18 protein-coding genes are annotated in these 17,712 nt (G+C 62.3%); 5 read left to right on the top strand and 13 right to left on the bottom strand.

Annotated elements, in window-relative coordinates; translation table 11 throughout:
* Positions 1–43 precede the first annotated feature (43 nt).
* The 5 genes from QCL65_RS24135 to yrfG all read right to left on the bottom strand — a co-directional run bounded on the left by QCL65_RS24135 (position 44) and on the right by yrfG (position 5,563).
* Entirely contained in the window at positions 44–517 is a 474-nt protein-coding gene (locus QCL65_RS24135) for a hypothetical protein (RefSeq protein ID WP_407313371.1), read from the bottom strand.
* 199 nt (positions 518–716) lie between these two features.
* Positions 717–3,053, bottom strand: coding sequence for an FdhF/YdeP family oxidoreductase (locus QCL65_RS24130; RefSeq protein WP_407313369.1), 2,337 nt, complete (start codon positions 3,051–3,053; stop codon positions 717–719).
* Positions 3,050–3,889 (bottom strand): formate dehydrogenase accessory sulfurtransferase FdhD, encoded by an 840-nt coding sequence (gene fdhD / locus QCL65_RS24125; RefSeq protein WP_407313366.1) that lies wholly within the window; start codon positions 3,887–3,889, stop codon positions 3,050–3,052. The genes QCL65_RS24130 and fdhD overlap by 4 nt, the downstream gene beginning before the upstream one ends.
* 94 nt (positions 3,890–3,983) lie before the next feature.
* The gene (locus QCL65_RS24120) at positions 3,984–4,871 is read right to left on the bottom strand and encodes a LysR family transcriptional regulator (RefSeq protein WP_407313364.1); all 888 of its coding nucleotides are present in this window, start codon (positions 4,869–4,871) and stop codon (positions 3,984–3,986) included.
* Between the two features lie 29 nt (positions 4,872–4,900).
* The gene (gene yrfG / locus QCL65_RS24115) at positions 4,901–5,563 is read right to left on the bottom strand and encodes a GMP/IMP nucleotidase (RefSeq protein WP_407313362.1); all 663 of its coding nucleotides are present in this window, start codon (positions 5,561–5,563) and stop codon (positions 4,901–4,903) included.
* A gap of 98 nt (positions 5,564–5,661) precedes the next feature.
* Here yrfG and nudE point away from each other — a divergent pair, with 98 nt between their 5' ends.
* Positions 5,662–6,228, top strand: a complete 567-nt coding sequence (gene nudE, locus QCL65_RS24110; protein WP_407313360.1) for an ADP compounds hydrolase NudE — start codon at positions 5,662–5,664, stop codon at positions 6,226–6,228.
* Positions 6,225–7,055, top strand: coding sequence for a 3'(2'),5'-bisphosphate nucleotidase CysQ (gene cysQ, locus QCL65_RS24105; protein ID WP_407313358.1), 831 nt, complete (start codon positions 6,225–6,227; stop codon positions 7,053–7,055). The genes nudE and cysQ overlap by 4 nt, the downstream gene beginning before the upstream one ends.
* Here the strand turns inward: cysQ and QCL65_RS24100 are convergent.
* From QCL65_RS24100 to rfbB, 7 genes are read right to left on the bottom strand one after another with little or no spacing between them, the layout of a single operon-like run.
* Positions 7,052–7,510, bottom strand: a complete 459-nt coding sequence (locus tag QCL65_RS24100) for a thioesterase domain-containing protein (RefSeq protein WP_407313356.1) — start codon at positions 7,508–7,510, stop codon at positions 7,052–7,054. The genes cysQ and QCL65_RS24100 overlap by 4 nt on opposite strands.
* Entirely contained in the window at positions 7,503–8,882 is a 1,380-nt protein-coding gene (locus tag QCL65_RS24095) for a sigma-54-dependent transcriptional regulator (RefSeq protein WP_407313354.1), read from the bottom strand. Before QCL65_RS24095 ends, QCL65_RS24100 begins: the two co-directional genes overlap by 8 nt.
* Positions 8,879–10,687 carry an ATP-binding protein gene (locus tag QCL65_RS24090; RefSeq protein ID WP_407313352.1) on the bottom strand — a complete coding sequence of 603 codons (1,809 nt, stop codon included), beginning with the start codon at positions 10,685–10,687 and terminating at the stop codon, positions 8,879–8,881. The genes QCL65_RS24095 and QCL65_RS24090 overlap by 4 nt, the downstream gene beginning before the upstream one ends.
* Positions 10,688–10,733: 46 nt before the next feature.
* Positions 10,734–11,600 carry a dTDP-4-dehydrorhamnose reductase gene (rfbD, locus tag QCL65_RS24085; RefSeq protein ID WP_407313350.1) on the bottom strand — a complete coding sequence of 289 codons (867 nt, stop codon included), beginning with the start codon at positions 11,598–11,600 and terminating at the stop codon, positions 10,734–10,736.
* Positions 11,597–12,142: a dTDP-4-dehydrorhamnose 3,5-epimerase gene (gene rfbC / locus QCL65_RS24080; RefSeq protein ID WP_407313348.1), complete on the bottom strand. Its 546-nt coding sequence runs from the start codon at positions 12,140–12,142 to the stop codon at positions 11,597–11,599. Before rfbC ends, rfbD begins: the two co-directional genes overlap by 4 nt.
* The gene (gene rfbA / locus QCL65_RS24075) at positions 12,139–13,014 is read right to left on the bottom strand and encodes a glucose-1-phosphate thymidylyltransferase RfbA (RefSeq protein ID WP_407313346.1); all 876 of its coding nucleotides are present in this window, start codon (positions 13,012–13,014) and stop codon (positions 12,139–12,141) included. Before rfbA ends, rfbC begins: the two co-directional genes overlap by 4 nt.
* Entirely contained in the window at positions 13,011–14,093 is a 1,083-nt protein-coding gene (gene rfbB / locus QCL65_RS24070; protein ID WP_407313344.1) for a dTDP-glucose 4,6-dehydratase, read from the bottom strand. The genes rfbA and rfbB overlap by 4 nt, the downstream gene beginning before the upstream one ends.
* Before the next feature lie 319 nt (positions 14,094–14,412).
* Here rfbB and aguB point away from each other — a divergent pair, with 319 nt between their 5' ends.
* The 3 genes from aguB to QCL65_RS24055 all read left to right on the top strand — a co-directional run bounded on the left by aguB (position 14,413) and on the right by QCL65_RS24055 (position 16,810).
* Positions 14,413–15,291 (top strand): N-carbamoylputrescine amidase, encoded by an 879-nt coding sequence (gene aguB, locus QCL65_RS24065; RefSeq protein WP_407313342.1) that lies wholly within the window; start codon positions 14,413–14,415, stop codon positions 15,289–15,291.
* Positions 15,292–15,300: 9 nt separating this feature from the next.
* Positions 15,301–16,404 carry an agmatine deiminase gene (gene aguA / locus QCL65_RS24060; RefSeq protein ID WP_407313340.1) on the top strand — a complete coding sequence of 368 codons (1,104 nt, stop codon included), beginning with the start codon at positions 15,301–15,303 and terminating at the stop codon, positions 16,402–16,404.
* A gap of 193 nt (positions 16,405–16,597) precedes the next feature.
* Positions 16,598–16,810 carry a hypothetical protein gene (locus QCL65_RS24055; protein ID WP_407313337.1) on the top strand — a complete coding sequence of 71 codons (213 nt, stop codon included), beginning with the start codon at positions 16,598–16,600 and terminating at the stop codon, positions 16,808–16,810.
* 111 nt (positions 16,811–16,921) lie between these two features.
* Here QCL65_RS24055 and QCL65_RS24050 read toward each other — a convergent pair whose 3' ends face one another.
* Complete coding sequence (locus QCL65_RS24050) at positions 16,922–17,635, bottom strand: methyl-accepting chemotaxis protein (RefSeq protein WP_407317003.1); 714 nt, start codon at positions 17,633–17,635, stop codon at positions 16,922–16,924.
* Positions 17,636–17,712: the final 77 nt, after the last annotated feature.

The raw sequence follows: 17,712 nt of genomic DNA, 5'->3' as shown, positions 1-17,712 counted from the left end.
CGAGTGTTGCTGAGTGTTGGCTGACTTTCGAGCCACGCCGTGCTCAGCGATGGCGCCAATGCTTGTTGCGGTGGCCCATATGTCGGCCCCGGTCATGGCCGCGCCAGTGGCGGTCGTCCCGGCCACGGTCGCGGTAGCGCCGCTCGTTATCGTCGCTGGTGCTACCCATGTAGTTACCCAGTGCGCCGCCGGCACCGCCGCCTGCCGCCGCGCCGACCAGGCCGCCGGTCACGCCGCCGACGTTGCGGCCTACGACGTTACCGCCCGCAGCGCCCAGGCCACCGCCCAGGGCAGCCTCGGTACGGTTGCGCCGATCAGCGCCCACAGCGCCCCCGGCTGCGCCACCCAGGCCGGCCCCGATCGCCGCGCCAGTGCCGCCGCCCAGCTGTTCGCCCACGACTGCCCCTAATACCCCACCCAATGCTCCGCCTACACCTGCTTCGGTAGTGCCGCCAGCCGACGCAACGCCGCTGATCAAGCCAAGGGACAACAAAAGAATCGAGGAGTACTTCTTCATAGAGTGTTCTCAGTGAGATGACGGCGCGACTTTGCCGCCACGCGGCTCGCCTGACAACGCCAAACCGACGAATAGCACGACCTGCGCACAGTTAGCTAAGTTATTGTTTTGGATAAGAAACTTTAATTCTGAATGGAGGTCTTAAGCTATTCGGAAAGGCCCTTTGCATTGCGCAAAGGGCCTTTTTTGGTTGCCGCTATCAGGCGATGCGGGCGGTCGGGCTAGGGTTTTCCAGGCGGATTGCGACGAATTTCGAGGTCGGTGTGCTGCTGCCATGGCCGACGCTTTCCAACGGCACCAATGGGTTTACCTCGGGGTAGTAGGCAGCGGCCTGGCCGGCGGGAATATCGAAGGCCAACAGGGTAAAGCCTTTGACTCGACGTTCCACACCATCGCTCCAGATTGCCACGATGTCGGCTTTCTGACCCGGTTTGAAGCCCAGGCGGATGATGTCAGCTTCGTTGACGAACAGTACGTCACGCTGGCCCTTGACCCCACGATAGCGGTCATCCAGGCCGTAGATGGTGGTGTTGTACTGATCGTGCGAGCGCATCGACTGCATGATCAAGTCCGGCACCTGCCCGGTGGCGCGCACGCTCTCGTGCACCAGGTCCAGTGGCAACCCGTTAGGTTTGAAGTTGGCGCGGCCGCTGGCCGTGTTCCAACGCCGCGAGCCGGCCGAGTTGCCCAGGTAGAAGCCACCGGGGTGTTCCAGGCGCTCGTTGAAATCCTTGAAGCCAGGAATGGTGTCGGCGATCAGGTCGCGGATGCGGCTGTAGTCGGCGATCAACCAGTTCCAGTCAACCGGCTGGCTGCCCAGGGTGGCGGCGGCAATACCGGCAACGATGGCGGGCTCCGAACGCATCTGCTTCGACAACGGCTGCAACTGGCCATTGGAGGCATGGACCATGCTGAAGGAGTCTTCCACGGTCACCGCTTGCGCGCCGTCGGCTTGCAGGTCGATGTCGGTACGGCCCAGGCACGGCAGGATCAACGCCTGCTGGCCATGCATCAGGTGGCTGCGGTTGAGCTTGGTACTGATTTGCACGGTCAGTTGGCACTGACGCAGGGCTTGCGCGGTGCGTGGGCTGTCCGGAGTGGCTTGGGCAAAGTTGCCGCCCAGGCCGATGAACACCTTGGCCCGGCCTTCGAGCATCGCGTGGATGGCTTCCACGGTGTTGTGGCCATTGGCGCGTGGCACTTTGAAGCTAAAGCGCTTTTCCAGGGCGTCGAGCAAGAACGCCGGAGGGCGCTCGTTGATGCCCATGGTGCGGTCGCCCTGCACGTTACTGTGGCCGCGCACGGGGCACAAACCGGCACCAGGACGGCCGATGTTGCCGCGCAGCAGCATCAGGTTGGCGATTTCTTGAATGGTCGCGACCGAGTGACGATGCTGGGTGATACCCATGGCCCAGCACATGATCACGTTCTTGCCCGCCAGGTACATGCGGGCGGCATGTTCGACGTCGCTGAGCAACAGCCCAGACTGCTCGACGATCTGTTCCCAGGTGGTGGCGTCCACCGATGCCAGGTAATCCAGCACGCCGCCGGTGTGCTCATTAAGGAAGGTATGGTCGAACACCGGCGTGCCGCCGCTCGCCTGGGCTTCGCGTTCCCACTGCAGCAGGAACTTGGCCATGCCGCGCATCAGCGCCATGTCGCCGCCCAAAGCCGGGCGGAAATAGGCGGTGTTGGTAGGGCGGTCGCCGTTGGTCAGCATTTCGATCGGGTGCTGCGGGTGTTGGAAGCGTTCCAGGCCGCGTTCCTTCAATGGGTTCACACACACCACCTGCGCGCCACGCTGTACCGCTTCACGCAACGGTTCGAGCATACGCGGGTGGTTAGTGCCGGGGTTCTGGCCCCACACGAAGATCGCGTCAGCGTGTTCGAAGTCTTCAAACGTCACAGTGCCTTTGCCCACGCCGACGCTTTGGGACAGCGCCACGCCGCTGGCTTCGTGGCACATGTTCGAACAGTCTGGGAAATTGTTAGTACCGAAGGCACGCACGAACAATTGGTAAAGGTATGCCGCTTCGTTGCTGGCGCGGCCGGAGGTGTAGAACTCGGCTTGGTCGGGGCTTTCCAGGCTGTTCAAGTGTTCGGCGATCAAGGCATAGGCCTCGTTCCAGCCGATGGGCTTGTAACGGTCGCTGGCGGCGTCGTAAACCATTGGCTCGGTCAGCCGGCCTTGGTACTCCAGCCAGTAATCCGACTGCTCGAGCAACGAGGTGACACTGTGTTTGGCGAAGAACGAGGCATCGACGCGGCGCTTGGTCGCTTCCCAGTTCACGGCTTTAGCGCCGTTTTCGCAGAATTTCACCATGCCGCTTTCCGGCGAGTCGCCCCAGGCGCAACCTGGGCAGTCGAAGCCGCCATTCTGGTTGGTTTTGAGCATGGTGCGCAGGTTCTTCAGGGCGTTGTCGCTGCTCAGCCACGCCTGGGTCACACTGATCAACGCACCCCAGCCGCCGGCCGCACCTTTATAGGGCTTGTAGCGTGGAGTCGGGGTTTTATCGGCTTGGTGGTGGATACTCACGCTTGATTCTCCAACGCAGGGCTATATACACGGGGCGCGCTATGTTGCGGCAGGTGTATGAGGTTTAGTTTGTGCCGCCGGGCCCACTGCAGCGCGAGCCCGGTCGGTGACGACAGGCTCACCAGTGTCTGGATGCCTGCTCTAAGTACTTTTTGAATCAATTCGAGGCTGCACCGGCTGGTGACAATCGCCACACCGCCGCGATGGTCAATGCCCTCGCGTATCAAGGCGCCGATGAGCTTATCTAAAGCATTGTGTCGGCCGATATCTTCCCGACCTAAGCGCAATTGACCCTGGTTATCCATAAAAATAGCGGCATGCACCGCGCCGCAATGCTGGCCCAGGGGCTGATAAGCGCCGATGCGCTGGCGCAAGCCTGCCAGCCAGGCGGCGGGTGGCAGCGGGGTACCGGGCAATATGGCCAGGTCGGGCAGCGCCTGTTCGACGGCTTCTACCCCGCACAGCCCACAGCCACTGGTGCCGGCCATTTGCCGACGCTGGGTCTTGAGATTCCAGAACGCGCGGCTGGCGATCTGCACTTCGGCCTGCTGCGCCGAGCCGCTGCCACTGAGCTTGATGTCATAGATTTCGTCAGCGGACGCGACAATGCCGCTGCCGATGCTGAAACCCACGACAAAGTCTTCCAGGTCAGTAGGGCTGACCAGCATCACGGCCTGGCTAATGCCGTTGTAGGCAATGGCCAGGGCCACTTCTTCGGCCAGGGCGTTGTGCTCGGGCACCGAGGTGTCGATGTCGTAGTAACTGTAATTCTGACTAGCCTGGGGCAGCGCCGAGGAGACCAGGGGCGCCTTGCAGACCGGGCGCTTGGTATTCATGAATACGTACCGGCAGTAAACCTAGCTTTTAGCTTAGGCGCCGGCTGGGCAATCGTCTAATCAGTAGTGGCGATGTGCCGATAGACGGCGTCGATCATGCCGGCACTGACTGCGCGAGATGCAACGCGAAACAAGCTTCGGCCAGGGCCGAGCGTGGGGCGCTGCGACGCATGATCAGCCCCAGCGGGGCCAGCACTTGGGCGTCGGCGATCGGCTGCAGGCGCAGGTGTTCGGTGAGGGCCTCGAGGCCGCTGTCCAGGGGCATCACCGCGCAACAAAGGCCGCCGTGCACGGCTTGCAACAACTGATGGACGGCATCGGTTTGCAGCAGCACATTGGGCTGCAGGCCGCGGCTGTGGAAGGCTTGGTCGATGGACTGGCGAAAGTGCATACCGCTGGTCAGCATGCCCAAGGGCAGCTCGGTCAAAGCATGCCAATTCAAGGGTTGCTCGCCGAAGTCGTAATGACGCTGGTCGTGGAGCAGGCCCATGCGGGTTTCATTGAGCACCAGAGAATCGAAGCGCTGTGGATCAAGCCGGTCGAGAAACGAGATGCCTAAGTCCAGGCGGTTGCTCGCTAGTTGTTCGAGGATCTGTTCCGCACTCAGGGCGCTCAGCTCAAAGCGCAGGTTGGGGTGCGCGGCATGCAGTTTTTGCAACAGTGGCAGGGGATCGAAGCTCGACAGCGGCACTACCCCCAAACGCAGGGTGCCGACCAGATGGCCACGGCACGCGGCGGCTTCGGCCTGCAGCCCTTCATAAGCTTCGAGTACGGTTCTGGCCCAGGCCAGGATCCGTTCGCCAGGGGCGGTAAAGCCCTCAAAGCGCTGACCACGGTTGACCAGGGGTAAGCCCAGTTCGTCTTCCAGGTTGCGCAGGCGCATCGACAGGGTGGGCTGAGTAATATGGCAGCGCGCCGCGGCTTGGCCGAAATGCCGAGTCTCGTCGAGGGCAATGAGGAATTTGAGTTGCTTGATGTCCATCTTTGCTCCAAGGGCGGGTTAGCGCAGTGTTACAGCCCTTCCAGGAGTGTTTGGTAGCTGTCGACAGCCTCGAACTCTTCGGTTTCTTTATAGCCTTTGCGGCTGTCCGGTTCGCGCACCGCAAGCAAATGCGCCACGCCGAAGGCCCGCGCACTGCGCAGAATGGGCAGGGTGTCGTCGATAAACAGGCTGCGCGCGGGGTCGAAGCCGATGTCGGCGTGCAGTGCGCTCCAGAAATTCGGGCTTTCCTTGGCGAAACCGTAGTCGTGGGAGCTGATCAGCCGTTCGAAGTAGGGCGCCAGCTCGATGCGCTCCAGCTTCAACGACAGGGAGTCGCGGTGCGCGTTGGTGATCATGATCACCCGCTTGCCAGCGTCACGGATCGCCGCTAGAAAGGTATCGGCATGGGGGCGCAAGGCGATCAGGTCGGCGATCTCCACCTTTAATTCACGGATCGGCAGGTTCAGCTCGCGGCTCCAGAAGTCCAGGCAGTACCAGTTCAGATGACCGGCGTTGTTCTGGAACAGCGGCTGCAACTCCAGCTCGGCCATGGCCCGGCTGACCCCGTGCACTTGGGCATACCGCTGGGGCAAGTGCTCCAGCCAGAAATGGTTGTCGTAGTGAAGGTCCAGCAGGGTGCCGTCCATGTCCAGCAAGACGGTGTCGATGTCGCTCCAATTCAGGCGGGGCATAACGAAAATTCTCTAGTGAACGGCTCGCTCAGTCTGAAGAGTGGCCAATGCGATGGCAAGCCACGCTATAGTAACCCGTTAACGTCAAGGAGCCCCCCATGCGCCAAAAACCCACTGTTCTCGCCCGCGAAATCGTCGCCAGCAGCCGTTTGTTCCGCGTTGAGCAAGTTGAGCTGCGTTTTTCCAACGGCGTCGAGCGCACCTACGAACGGCTGGTAGGGCGTGGTAATGGGTACGGTGCGGTGATGATCGTGGCAATGCTGGACGCCGAACACGCGGTGTTGATCGAGGAATATTGCGGCGGCACCGACGAGTACGAGCTGTCGCTGCCCAAGGGCTTGATTGAGCCGGGCGAAGATGTGCTGGCGGCGGCCGACCGCGAGCTCAAGGAAGAAGCCGGGTTCGGCGCCCGCCATCTGGAGCACCTGACCGAGCTGTCGTTATCGCCGGGGTATATGAGCCAGAAGATCCAGGTGGTACTGGCCACGGACCTTTACGAAGAGCGCCTGGAAGGTGATGAGCCAGAGCCGATGCGGGTCGACAAAGTTAACCTGCGCGAGTTGCTCAGCCTGGTGCAGCACCCTCAGTTCTCCGAAGGGCGCGCCTTGGCCGCGTTGTTTCTGGCGCGCGATGTATTGATCCAGCGTGGAGCGTTCAGCCTGTGACCGTAAGCGCCGAGCACCCACTTTTACCGGCCGTGATCGAGTTGGCCGCCCAGGCCGGCGCGGCAATCCTGCCGTTCTGGCGAGCCGGGGTAGAGGTCGTGAGCAAAGCCGACGACTCCCCGGTAACCGCCGCCGACCTGGCCGCTCATCATGTGATCGTCGCTGGCTTGCAGGCCTTGGCGCCGGACATTCCGATCCTGTCCGAGGAAGACTGCGACATTGCCCTGGCCACGCGCCAAGGCTGGCAGCGCTGGTGGCTGGTCGATCCGCTGGACGGCACCAAGGAGTTTATCGCCGGCAGCGAAGAATTTACCGTCAACATCGCCCTGATCGAGGCAGGCCAGGTGGTGTTCGGCGTGGTCGCGATGCCCACCAACGGTCGCTGCTATTTCGGCGGCGCCGGCTTGGGTGCCTGGCGGCAAGACCCTGGTAGCCAGGCGCAGGCCATTGGTGTGCGCAACGCACCCGCGGCGGGCCAGGCGTTTACCGTGGTTGCCAGCCGACGCCATTCCAGCCCCGAGCAGGAGCGCCTGCTCAATGGGTTGGAGGCCGCGCTGGGCCCGCTGGAGATGACCAGCGTGGGCAGCTCACTGAAATTTTGCCTGGTGGCCGAAGGCGCCGCCGATTGCTACCCGCGCCTGGCGCCAACGTCGCAATGGGATACGGCTGCCGCCCAAGGCGTGCTTGAAGGGGCCGGGGGCGAGGTAGTACAGGTCGATGGGCAACAGTTCACCTACCCAGCCCGGGCCTCCCTGCTCAATCCGCACTTTTTCGCCATGCCGGCGGCGGCCGCTTGGCGGCAACGCCTGCTGGAGCTGGCAAATTAACGGTGCAGCACGTACTGGCCGGTAAAACTCACCGCCGGCGCGGGGTCGTCTTCGCCGTGCAGCCAAGTGGGCAAGCTTAGGCGAGCGCGGCCGCGTTTGGCATAGGTGTGCAAGAAACGCTGCCACAGCTCATCGCTGGGTGCATCGCAGCAGGCGATGGCGTCGGCGCGCACGGGTAGCGGGTAAGTGATGTGGGCTTGCTGGATCACGATATGGCCGCCTTCGATCCCCGCTTCACGTAGGCGCAAATGCAGCCAGCCCCAACCGGCCAGCACGGCACCGCAGTAAAGGCTGCCGCCGAACAGGGTGTTCTTGTGATTGACGTTGGGTGCCAGCGGTAGCCGCAAGCGCAGGCTGCCATCGGCCCAGCTGAGGACCTGCAGCCCCAGCTCGCGGGTCAGCGGAATGTCGTGGTGCAGAACATTTTGCAGGTGCAGACAGGCGGCCTCAGTCATGTTCGTCACCGCTGCCAAAGCTCAGCCCGTGTTTACGTAATTTGTCGTGCAAGGTTTTGCGCGGAATGCCCAGGGCCTCGGCCAGGCTGCGCACCGAGCTGTGCGGGCGGGCCATTTCAGCGGCGATCAGCGAGCGCTCGAAGCTTTCCACCTGTTCGCTAAGGCCGCCTTCGGTGGGCAGGTCGGGCGCACCCGTACCGTTACCGCTGCTGTCCAGGGCCAGCTCCAGGCCGAGGGCGAAACGTTCGGCGGCGTTCTGTAGCTCGCGGACATTGCCCGGCCAGGTATGGCGCAGCAGCAACGCGCGGTGCCCGGGCTGCAACTCATGGGGCGGCAGGCCGTGGCGGGCGCTGGCGGCATCGGCGTAATGCTGGAACAGCAGCAGGGCGTCTTCACCACGCTCGCGCAATGGCGGGATGCGCAGCGAAGCGACATTCAAACGGTAGTACAAGTCGGCTCGGAAGCGCCCTTCACCTGCCGCGTGGCGCAGGTCTTCCTTGGTGGCGGCGATCACGCGGATATCCAGCGGGATCTGTTGGTTGCCGCCCAGACGCTCCACCACCCGTTCCTGGAGCAGGCGCAACAGCTTGACCTGAACGTCCAGGCTCATGCTCTCGATTTCGTCGAGAAACAGCGTGCCGCCGTTGGCGAACTCGAACTTGCCGATACGGCGCTTTTGCGCGCCGGTGAAGGCCCCAGGCTCATGGCCAAACAGTTCGCTTTCGACCACGGACTCCGCCAGGGCGCCCGCGTTGATCGCCACGAACGGGCCGTTGCGCCGGCTGGACAGGTCGTGCAGGGCCCGCGCCACGACCTCTTTGCCGGCACCGGTCTCACCGAGGATCAACACATCCGCTTTGGTCGCGGCCAGGGCGCCCACCTGCTCACGCAACCGCAGCATCGGCGCCGACATCCCGACCAAACGCCCGCTTAGCTCTTGGCGGTCGCTGAGGGCCATGCGCAGGCTGCGGTTGTCCAATACCAGGCGGCGCAGTGCCAGGGCGCGGCGCACGCTGTCGAGCAGGGCATCGCTGGCGAACGGTTTTTCCAGAAAGTCGTAGGCCCCCGCGCGCATCGCCTGCACCGCCAGCGGCACGTCGCCATGGCCGGTGATCAGTAGCACCGGCAGCTCGGCGTCCTGGCTGTGCAGGGCCTGAAGCAACTGCAGGCCGTCCAGGCCGGGCATGCGGATATCGCTGACGACCACCCCCGGCCAATCGCGCTCGATGCGTTCGGCCAGGCCGCTGGCGTCCGCCAGGGTCAGAATGTTCAGGCCCGCCAGGTCGAGGGTTTGGCTCAAGGCCTGACGCAGGTGGGGGTCATCGTCGATCAGCACGACCTCAATGCTGCTGTCGAGGCTGGGTTCCGTCATGCGCTGGGATCCTCGGGAGGTTGCAGGTTGACGCCGGGCTCGGCGGTGCGCAGGCGCAGGGTCAAGAGCGCGCCGCCCTTGGGGTGGTTGGCCAGCGACAGCTCGCCGCCCAGGGCACGCATTAGCGTATCGCAGATTGCCAAGCCAAGGCCAAGGCCCTGGGTGCGGGTCTTGGTGGTGAAAAAGGGTTCGCGGGCGCGCGCCAGGGCTTCGGAGGTGAAACCGGGGCCATTGTCGCGGATGGTCAGGGTGACGCTATCGCCGGTTTGCTCGGCGCTGAGCCACAGGCAGCGCGGGGTGGCCTTTTCGGTCAGGGCATCGAGGGCGTTCGCCAGCAGGTTGCTCAACACCTGGCGCAAGCGCGTTTCCCCGGCCTGCACCCACAAGGGCGCGTCGGGCAGGTCGCGGTACAGTTCCACGGCCATCGCCCGGCGACGTTTGGCCAGTAAGGCCAAAGCGTCATCCAGGGCCGGCTGCAGGGCGACACTTTCCAGGGCATGCCGGTCGCGCCGGGCGAAGGCGCGCAGGTGGGCGATGATCGAGGCCATGCGCCCGGTCAATTCACTGATGGACTTGAGGTTGCCGCGGGCGTCTTCCGTGCGCTGGTGGTTCAGCAATACCTCGGCGTTCTCCGCGTAGCTGCGAATCGCCGCCAAGGGTTGGTTGAGTTCATGGCTGATGCTGGCCGACATGGTGCCCAACGCCGACAGTTTACCGGCCTGGACCAGCTCATCCTGGGCCTGCACCAGCTCTTGCTGGGCGTGTTCGCGCTCCAGCACTTCCTGTTTAAGCCGGCTGTTCAAGCCTTCGAGGTCGCTGGTGCGCTCTACTACGCGCTTTTCCAGGTCGCGGCGGGCGCGCTCTTCGAGGGCGATGCGGTCCAGGTAGTTGCGCCGCCGTTGCATCATCAGGCTGAGCAGCAGCATAAGCACCAGCAGGGTCGCGGTGCCTACCGCGAGGACCGTGCGCACGGGGCGATCGATCAAGGTGCGTGGCGCCAGAATACTCGCGCTCCATCCGGTTTCCTGGATCGCCACGGTTTGCCTCAGCCAGGCCGAAGGGTCAAGGACCAGTGGTTGCGGGTCCAGGGTCGGGTAAGGCTGGATCGAACTAATGGCCTCGCGCTCGCTGGCGCCCATCTCGCGGGTGGCGCGAAAACGCCATTCCGGGCGGGAGGTAAGGATGACCACGCCGTTATGGTCGGTCAGCATCAGCTGTTCGGGGGTTTTGCCCCATAGGGTTTCGGTGTGGTCGAGGTCGACCTTGACCACCAGCGCGCCGATGATTTGCTCGCCGTCACGCACCGCGGCGGCAAAGAAGTACCCGCGCTTGGCCGATGTGGTGCCCAGGCCGAAGAAGCGCCCCAGGCGCCCAGCGATGGCATCGCTAAAATAAGGCCGGAAGGCGAAGTTGCGCCCCACGAAGCTGTCTTTTTTATTCCAGTTCGAGGCGGCAAGGGTTTTGCCGTTGGTGTCCATGAGGTACATCACCTCGGCACCGGTCTGGTCGCAGATGTCCTTGAGCAAGCGGCTGGCGTTGTTCAGGGCATCGGCCTGCTCGGGCGCCGACAACGCCCCGCGCAGTGCTGGCAGGTTGCCCAGGATCTGCGGCAAGGTCTCGTAACGGTGCAAGGTGCCGAGCAGGTTGGCCACGTACAGGTCGAGGGTTTGGCGGTTCTGGCTGGCCAGTTCACTGCGGTAATAGCGTTCGGCCAAGTGCTCCAGCGGCCACAACAGCGGCGCCAGGCACAGGGCCAACAGCGCCAGGCTGCGCCAGCGGGGGCGGCGGGGTAGGGTCATAGTCATGGGCGGTCAGGCGAATGCGGCACGGTATGGGCCGCATTATGCGCTCTCACTGCTGGGCCAGGCACAGTTGCAGCGCCGTTTCCCAAGCGGGTAGTTCGACCTGCCAATCGGCCTGCAAGCGTTGGCAATCGAGGCGTGAGTTCAGTGGGCGGGTGGCTGGGGTGGGCCAACTGGCGGCGCTGATGGGCTCCAGGGTAGCGTTCGGCTTGCCCTCGGCCTGCAAGTGGGCCGCGATGGCTTCGGCAAAGCCGAACCATGAGGTATGGCCTTGGCAGGTCAAATGGTAAGTGCCCCAGGGGCCAGCCTGGCCTTGGCGCCAATGCTGGATCAACGCCGCTGTGGTACTGGCCAGGGTACCGGCCCAGGTGGGGGCGCCGATCTGGTCGGCGACTACCTTCATGTGCGGCTTTTCTTGCAGCAGCCGTTGCATCGTTAGCAAGAAATTGCGCCCGTGCCCGGCATACACCCAGCTGGTGCGCAGAATCAGGTGCTGCCCGCCCACGGCGCGGATCGCCTGCTCACCCGCCAGCTTGCTGCGGCCATAGACGTTCAGCGGGGCAGTGGCGTCGGTTTCCAGGTAGGCACCGGCCTTTTGCCCATCGAACACGTAATCGGTGGAGTAATGAATCAGCGGGATGCCCAGGGCGGCGGCTTCTTCGGCCAACACGCCGGGCGCCCGGGCGTTGATCGCCATGGCCTGTTCGACCTCGCTTTCCGCCAGGTCCACAGCGGTATAGGCCGCCGGGTTGAGGATCAAATCGGGGCGTATGGCGCGCACTTGTTGGCGGATCGCCTCAGGGTCGGCCAGGTTAAGCTCGGCGCTGCCCAGCACCACCTGCTCGACATCGGCAGGCAGGGCGATTTGCAGTTCGCGGGTCAATTGGCCGGAGCGCCCGGTGATCAGGACTTTCATGGGAATACATCGGCCTCTTCTAGCCGTTTGCCTTGCTGGTCCTTGCCCGATAACTGGGGGGCTTCGGTGATTGGCCAGTCGATGGCCAGGGTCGGGTCGTCCCAGGCAATGCAGCGTTCGGCCGCCGGGTTGTAGTAGTCAGTGGTCTTGTAGAGGAATTCGGCGTACTCGCTGAGCACCACAAAACCATGGGCAAAGCCGGGCGGCACCCACATTTGCCGGTTGTTCTGGGCCGACAGATGCACGCCCACCCAACGACCGAAATTCGCCGAGCTGCGGCGCAGGTCAACCGCCACGTCGAATACCTCGCCTGCGGCCACCCGCACCAGTTTGCCCTGGGCGTTTTCAACTTGGTAATGCAGCCCACGCAACACGCCGCGCTGGGAGCGCGAGTGGTTGTCTTGGACAAAGTTGAGCTGCAGGCCGGTCATTTCGGCAAAGGCGCGCGCATTGAAGCTTTCATAAAAGAACCCACGTTCGTCACCGAACACTTTGGGCTCGATGATCAGCACGTCGGCCAACTCGGTCTGTATGACGTTCATCGCGGTTCTCCAACTAGGCTATGCAAGTACTGGCCATAGCCGGTCTTGCCGAATTGCCTGGCGCGTACCAGTAACTGTTCGCTATCGATCCAGCCGCTCATGTAGGCGATCTCTTCGAGGCAGGCGACCTTCAAGCCCTGGCGGTGCTCGATGGTTTGGACGTACTGCGAAGCTTCCAGCAGGCTGTCGTGGGTGCCGGTATCTAACCAGGCAAAGCCTCGGCCCAGGCGCTCGACGTGGAGGTCGCCACGCTGCAGATAGGCATTGTTGACGTCAGTGATTTCCAGTTCGCCGCGCGGCGAGGGGCGTACTGCCTTGGCGATGTCGATCACGTCGTTATCGTAGAAATACAGCCCCGTCACCGCGTAGCTGGACTTGGGTTGCGCGGGTTTCTCTTCGATGGACAGAGCGCGGCCGTCGGTGTCGTATTCGATCACCCCAAAGCGTTGCGGGTCTTTGACCCAGTAGCCGAATACCGTGGCCCCCGAAGGCTGCTGGCTCGCGCGCTGCAGCTGTTCGGTGAAGTGCTGGCCATGGAAAATGTTGTCGCCCAAAATCAGGCAGACCGGGTCTTTACCAATAAAGGCTTCACCGATCAGAAACGCCTGGGCCAAGCCGTCGGGGGTTGGTTGCTCGGCGTACTCGAAGCGCACCCCGAACTGGCTGCCATCGCCTAGCATCTGGCGAAAGTGGGGCAGGTCGTGGGGCGTGGAAATGATCAGGATCTCGCGGATACCGGCCAGCATCAGCACCGAGATCGGGTAGTAGATCATCGGTTTGTCATAGATCGGCAGCAACTGCTTGGAGATGGCCAGGGTCAATGGGTGCAGGCGCGTGCCCGAACCGCCGGCCAGAACGATACCTTTGGTCATGCGATCAAATCCTTAAAGTCGGTGGCGCCCAGGCGTTCGCCCTGATAACTGCCGTCTTGCACGCGCTGGCACCATTCCAGGTTGGCCAGATACCACTGCACCGTCTTGCGCAAGCCCGTGGCAAAGGTTTCCCGAGGCACCCAACCGAGTTCGCGTTCGATCTTGCTGGCGTCGATGGCATAGCGCTGGTCGTGCCCAGGGCGGTCGCTGACAAAGGTGATCAGGTCGGCGTACTGGCCTAGCCCCGCGGGTTTTTGCGGCGCCAGTTCTTCGAGCAGGGCGCAGATACCACGCACCACGTCGATATTAGTCTGCTCATTGTGGCCGCCGATGTTGTAGGTCTGGCCGACTTCGCCTTTGCTCACGACTTCAAACAGCGCGCGGGCATGATCTTCGACATACAGCCAGTCGCGCACCTGCAGCCCGTTGCCATACACCGGCAGCGGTTTGCCGGCCAAGGCGTTGAGGATCACCAAGGGGATGAGTTTTTCCGGGAAGTGGTACGGGCCGTAATTGTTCGAGCAATTGGTGATCAGCACGGGCAAGCCGTAGGTGCGTTGCCAGGCGCGTACCAGGTGGTCCGACGCCGCCTTGCTGGCCGAATAGGGCGAGCTGGGCGCGTAGGGGGTGGTCTCGGTGAACAGGTCGTCGACCCCGTGCAGGTCGCCATACACTTCGTCGGTGGAAATATGGTGGAAGCGAAACCCCGCGCGCTCGGCGGCAGGCAGCCCTTGCCAGTAGGCCCGGGTGGCTTCGAGCAGGCTGTAGGTGCCGACGATGTTGGTCTGAATAAAAGCCGAAGGCCCATCGATGGAGCGGTCGACGTGGGATTCGGCAGCCAGGTGCATGATGGCCTGGGGTTGGAAACGGGCAAGTACGGCACTGACGCTGGCCTGGTCGACGATATCGGCCTGGACGAACTCATAGCGGCTATTGCTGGCGATGCTGTGCAGCGACTCGAGATTGCCAGCATAGGTGAGTTTGTCGAGGTTAAGCACGTCGTGCTCGGTCTCGCCGATCAGATGCCGGACCAGCGCCGAGCCGATGAAGCCTGCCCCGCCGGTAATCAGGATGCGCATGTCGGTTGTGCCCTTCTGCAAAAGCCGCTCGGGGCGCGAATGGTCCCGGCAGTTGTTGGTTTGGTGGGCATTCTATCCCATTGACCCAGGGTATCGGCAGGGGCAGGGGAATATGAAAAAATGCATTATTTGTAGGTAGGCGTGTCGCAAACTGTAATGACCGTTGGGGCAAATTACGATAATTATCGGTTTTTTGTTTTCGGTTAGGCCCTCGCCTAGGCTTACAGAGGAGTATTTATCGAAAATGACCACTTCAAAAACCGATTTATATCGTCTATAACGTGCCCCATCCACTGTTCAACCCTGTTCCGGAGGTTTCATGAGCCGTATCGTTTCCGTCGCCGCCACCCAGATGGCCTGTTCCTGGGATCGCCAGGCGAATATCGCCACCGCCGAGAAGCTGGTCCGTGAAGCGGCCGCCAAAGGCGCGCAGATCATTCTGATCCAGGAGTTGTTCGAGACCCCGTATTTCTGCCAAAAGCCCAACCCGGACTACCTGCAACTGGCAACCACCGTCGAGGCCAATGCAGCCATCGCGCATTTTCAGGCGTTGGCCAAAGAGCTCCAGGTGGTGCTGCCGATCAGCTTCTTCGAATTGGCCGGCCGGGCGCGCTTCAATACCATCGCCATCATCGATGCCGATGGCAGCAACCTGGGCCTTTACCGCAAGAGCCACATCCCGGACGGCCCGGGCTACCACGAAAAGTATTACTTCAACCCAGGCGACACCGGTTTCAAGGTGTGGCAAACCCGTTACGCGAAGATCGGCGTGGGTATCTGCTGGGACCAGTGGTTCCCCGAATGTGCCCGCAGCATGGCGCTTCAAGGCGCGGAGCTGCTGTTTTACCCAACGGCTATCGGCAGCGAGCCCCACGACAAAACCATTACCTCGCGTGACCACTGGCAGCGTGTTCAGCAGGGCCACGCCGGGGCCAACCTGATGCCGCTGATTGCCAGCAACCGTATCGGCAATGAAGAGCAGGACGGTTACGACATCACCTTCTACGGCTCATCGTTCATTGCCAACCAGTTCGGCGAAAAAGTGCAAGAGCTCAATGAAACCGAGGAGGGCGTGCTGGTCCACAGCTTCGACCTCGACCAGTTGGAGCACGTGCGCAGCGCATGGGGCACCTTCCGTGACCGTCGGCCGAACTTGTACGGTGCGGTTAAAACCCTGGACGGCTCGTTGGAGTCCTGAGGCTTGTCTATGACTACGCTCACTAGCACCCCCCGCGCCGACGGCTTTTATATGCCTGCCGAATGGGCAGCGCAGACCCAAATGTGGATGATCTGGCCCGAGCGCCCGGACAACTGGCGCTTGGGCGGCAAGCCGGTACAGGCGGCCCATGTGGCCTTGGCTAAAGCCATCGCGCGCTTCGAACCGGTCACCGTGGCGGTGTCGGCGGCCCAGTACGACAACGCCCGGGCGCGCCTGGACGTGCCCAATATTCGCGTGGTGGAAATCAGCAATGATGACGCCTGGATGCGCGACACCGGCCCGACCTTTGTCATCAATGACACAGGCGAAGTGCGCGGCGTCGATTGGGCGTTCAATGCCTGGGGTGGCTTCGACGGTGGCCTGTACTCACCTTGGCAGCGGGACACGCAAGTGGCGGGTAAAGTGCTGGAAATCGAGCGCTGCCCGCGCTACCACACCGAAGGTTTCGTGCTCGAAGGCGGGTCTATCCATGTCGACGGTGAAGGTACGCTGATCACCACCGAAGAATGCCTGCTCAACCGCAATCGCAACCCGCATTTGAGCCGCGAGCAGATCGAAGCGGTGCTCAGCGAACACTTGGCGGTGGACAAAATAATCTGGCTGCCCCACGGCCTGTTCAACGATGAAACCGACGGCCATGTGGATAACTTTTGCTGTTACGTGCGCCCAGGGGAAGTGTTACTGGCCTGGACAGATGATCCGGAAAACCCCAATTACCCGCGCTGCCAGGCAGCCTTGCGCGTGCTTGAAAATACCCGCGACGCCCGTGATCGCACTTTGATAGTGCACAAGATGCCTATTCCAGGGCCGCTCTATGCCACCGAAGAGGAATGCGCAGGGGTCGATTTAGTGGCCGGCAGCCAAGAACGCAACCCATCGGTTCGCCTGGCGGGCTCTTACGTCAACTTCGTGTTCGTTAACGGCGCGGTGATCGCCCCGAGCTTCGCGGACCCCCTGGATGCTGAAGCCGAAACGATTCTGCAGCGGCTGTTTCCGGACCACGAGGTGGTCATGGTCCCAGGCCGTGAGCTGTTACTAGGAGGGGGCAATATCCATTGCCTGACCCAGCAACAACCCGCTCCGGCGCGGTAAAAACCCATCACGCCCGACCACGTTCGTCGGGCTTTTTTTTGTCCGATTGTTTTCGATATGGTGAGTGGCATATCTTTTGTATCGTTCACTGCCTGCCAGGTGTTTTCTATAGAAATGCCCGCGCGTAGAACTTCGTCATTTCGTCACGAAGTTTGCTTAAAGTGGCCGCTCACGGAACAGGGAGGATATGAATATGAATTCAACCAGCGAATCGGTATCGCAATCAGCCCTCAGCCGCGAGTCCATGCAGATGCTTGCTCGCTGGTTGAAGAGCAACGGCGGCGCCAGCGTCAATAAGGTCGACCCGCGCCGTTCGATGCTAGAGCGCTACCCGGCAGGGCTGTTGACGGAGGCCGAGATGGACGCCCTGGCTGGCGTTTTCCGCCGAGCACCACGGCGCAAATGACAGGGCCCCAACACCTGGGGCCCATTCCTCGACGATGCCTGGGGTTCAGCGCTCGGCGGGGCGCTCAAGGTGCATTAGTGAGCGCGCCGAGCCTATCAGAACCGTCCGGTTTCAGCCTTTGGACAACTGAAAGCGGCTTACAACGGTACGCAACTCATTAGCCAGCAATGAGAGTTCATCAGCCGTAACGGCGTTGTCTTCTACCCCCTCCATCACGACGGAACTGCTGTTGCGGATACCGATGACATTGCGGTTGATGTCTTCGGATACCGAGTGCTGCTGCACCGCGGCACTGGCAATTTGCGTGTTCATGCCCACGATGCCGTCCACCGCCTGGTTGATCAGCGTCAGGCTGCCCGAGGCTTGAGCCGCTGACTCAATGCACGCTTGAGCACGGCCTTGGCCCGCTTTCATTTGCTGTACGGCCGCGTCGGTGGCGCTTTGCAATTGCAGAATGATACGGCGGATTTCCTCTGTGGAGTTTTGCGTGCGCGAGGCCAGGGTGCGTACTTCGTCAGCCACCACGGCAAACCCGCGGCCTTGTTCGCCGGCGCGCGCGGCTTCGATGGCAGCGTTGAGGGCGAGTAGGTTGGTCTGGTCGGCAATGGTACGAATCACCTCGATAACGCCACCGATTTCCTGGCTGTGGGTGGCCAGCGCTTCAACTTTGCGGGCGCTGAGCTCCACTTCTTCAGCCAGGGCTTCGATGGTTGCGTGGGTGTCGCGCATCACCTGCAGGCCTTTGTTGGACGCACTGCTGGCCTCTTCGGCAGCGCGTGCGGCGCCTTCGGTGTTCTGTGCCACGTCGGCGACACTGGCGGTCATTTCATTGATCGCCGTGGCCACTTGTTCGGTTTCCCCTTGCTGAGCGTTCATCGATACCTTGGCCTGGCCAATCGAGC

It is taken from the genome of Pseudomonas sp. nanlin1, from assembly GCF_045571515.1.
Classification (GTDB): Bacteria; Pseudomonadota; Gammaproteobacteria; order Pseudomonadales; family Pseudomonadaceae; genus Aquipseudomonas.
The sequence above is the reverse complement of the archived record's forward strand: the minus strand, read 5'-3'. Positions and strand labels throughout refer to the sequence as shown.